The sequence below is a fragment of the Deltaproteobacteria bacterium genome, assembly GCA_018668695.1.
Taxonomy (GTDB): Bacteria; Myxococcota; XYA12-FULL-58-9; order XYA12-FULL-58-9; family JABJBS01; genus JABJBS01.
Genome location: JABJBS010000189.1, coordinates 1 through 2,055, shown reverse-complemented (window position 1 = coordinate 2,055; position 2,055 = coordinate 1). Strand labels below are relative to the sequence as shown.

At 50.8% G+C, this 2,055-nt stretch carries 3 protein-coding genes; 1 reads left to right on the top strand and 2 read right to left on the bottom strand.

The genetic code is table 11. The annotated features are described in order from the left end of the window. Nucleotides 1–992 (bottom strand): hypothetical protein (locus HOK28_09975; protein MBT6433408.1); only part of this gene is annotated, 992 nt, incomplete at its 3' end. Nucleotides 993–1,218: 226 nt separating this feature from the next. After that, entirely contained in the window at nucleotides 1,219–1,788 is a 570-nt protein-coding gene (locus HOK28_09970) for a hypothetical protein (protein ID MBT6433407.1), read from the bottom strand. Nucleotides 1,789–1,870: 82 nt separating this feature from the next. On the opposite strand from HOK28_09970, the gene HOK28_09965 reads away from it, so the two are divergent. Beyond that, a partial coding sequence (locus tag HOK28_09965; GenBank protein MBT6433406.1) for a hypothetical protein occupies nucleotides 1,871–2,055 on the top strand: 185 nt, incomplete at its 3' end.

Genomic DNA, 2,055 nt, shown 5'->3' with positions numbered 1-2,055 from the left:
TCGGTGGTGTGGTAGACGGCGCCATCGTCATCGTGGGGCGGCACTTCCATGGGATCGTACTCTGCGCCATTGGCATCATAGAGTGCCTGGAAGATGCGGTTTTTCTCTTCACGGGCCTGGGAGAACGTAAGCGCCAAATCATCGTTGTTCCAAAAGGCGGCAAATTCGTTGTCGTATTTTTCCATCACCCGGCGGTTGTCGGGATCGATGCGGTCTAAAAGCATGAGGTTTTCGTAGTTGCGCTTCATGGCTCCCATGGACCAGTTGAAACTTCCGAATGCCATTTTCTCTGGTACGCCATCGATAAGGGTTACAAAACCTTTGTGGTGGTTAAGTCCCTTGGTTGCGCTGTGATGAAAACGCGGGCGGCCACGGTTCTCATCCCATACATAGGGATTGTCTTTTTTAAATTTCACTTCAAGATTTTTCAGGCCTTCGCGCTGGGCAATATAAGACAAGCGCGGCGGCTGTCGTGAGCCACTGGTAGAAAGCTGCGACCAGTCTGTCATGAGGCGAAAGTTTGCGTTGGGATTTTTGCGGGCCATATCAAGAACGCTGTCGGCAAGTTCTTTGTCCGTAAACGCAAAGAGCATCATGTTGATGTCTACGGGGCGGCCATCTGCTTTGGTGATGGTGTCCTGAATGGAGCCTACGATTTTTTCACGAAAGCGTTTAAGCGCTTTGCCTTCGGATGTGAAAATCACTTCGGTGCCGGTGGGGCGAGCGGCTTTAAGCTCCAATGTGCGAGCGGCCATGGCTTCACTAAAGAGCATGGCTTTTTCAGAGGTAAGCGCTCCGGAGGTTCCAACAATTTGCGTGTGCACTTTGGCAAGTTCTTCGGCTTCAAAGGTATCGAGCACCCGGTCTCCATCGATGCTGGCAGCGGCTTTGATGGCACTTTCCATGGCCGCTTTCACGGGGATGGATGCACCCTCTGCAATGACGGGAAGATGGGGCGCTGCGCCGGGGAGTATTTTAATATCGTTTGCCATGATGAACCTCTTATTTTTGGGCTCTGGGCAAAACCGTGCCCGGGCCAAGATAAAGTATCGGCACAGTCTCCTTTTTTGTTGCGTATTTCTTGTGACTTTTCAGTGGTTTAGGAGTTTGCAACGAAACGCTGAATCAGGCCACTTCCCTTCTGAGCTATCTGCTCAGAAACATTGATGATTTTGACTCTATTTTCTCTGGTGCTAACGGCAGGATCTGCGTGGGCGCTTAAACCTTAGCCGCTTGCTTGCGGCTGCGTCGCTCTACCCACATCGCGAAGCCAAAGAGAAACAACCAAAGCGCTGTGGTTTCGCCGTTTACCTGGCGGCAACCAAAGAAACTACTGGTAGGCGGTACATCCACTTCGTCGACCATGCGAAAGGTGTAAGAGAGTTCGAAAGTGTAATCCGTATCGTCTAGAGCCACCTCAATGTCCCAAGTGCTTGGTCCAGCCAATGCCGTGCTCTCAAGATCGGGAGACTGCGTCAAACCAAAAACCAGGGTTTCACCGGGTTCCACACGGATGCCTTCAAAGGGGCAATAGCCGTTCTGGCAATCATCTATTTCCCGGTGATCTGCCTCGATGGGCAGCTCACAACCATTTGTAATCATTGCCATCGGCAACTCATTACAAGAGGCAATGCCGGAGAAGACTTCAATCGCGAAGCAATCGGATGCGGGGCTAAGGTTAGCCTTATGCAGTACCATTTCGCAGGCCGGCTCAGCGGGAGTCATGGCCCATGCCGAGGAAGAAAAGGTACTAAGAATCGTCAAACATAAAAAAATCAGTCTAGTCATATTGCGGCTCACATTGTTAATGATCTGCATGACGGTAGCGGGGGCTCCTCTATTCATTTGACTCTCAGTTGGGGTGGATTCAATGCAGATTCAGCGGTTTGACGACCTAAACGCATTCTTGACCAGAGTGGACGACTTTTTCACCAAAGCGCCGGTGCACCATGCGCCGATTCTCAAAGTTTTGACGAGCCTTGAGAAAAACATCAATCAATACGGGCAAGAAACGCCTTGGTTCTTCTGCATTATCAATGAAGCCGAGGAAATTGT

Coding starts and splice junctions, on each gene's coding strand:
- HOK28_09970 (MBT6433407.1), bottom strand. CDS start 1,788: ATGACTAGACTGATTTTTTTATGTTTGACGATTCTTAGTACCTTTTCT.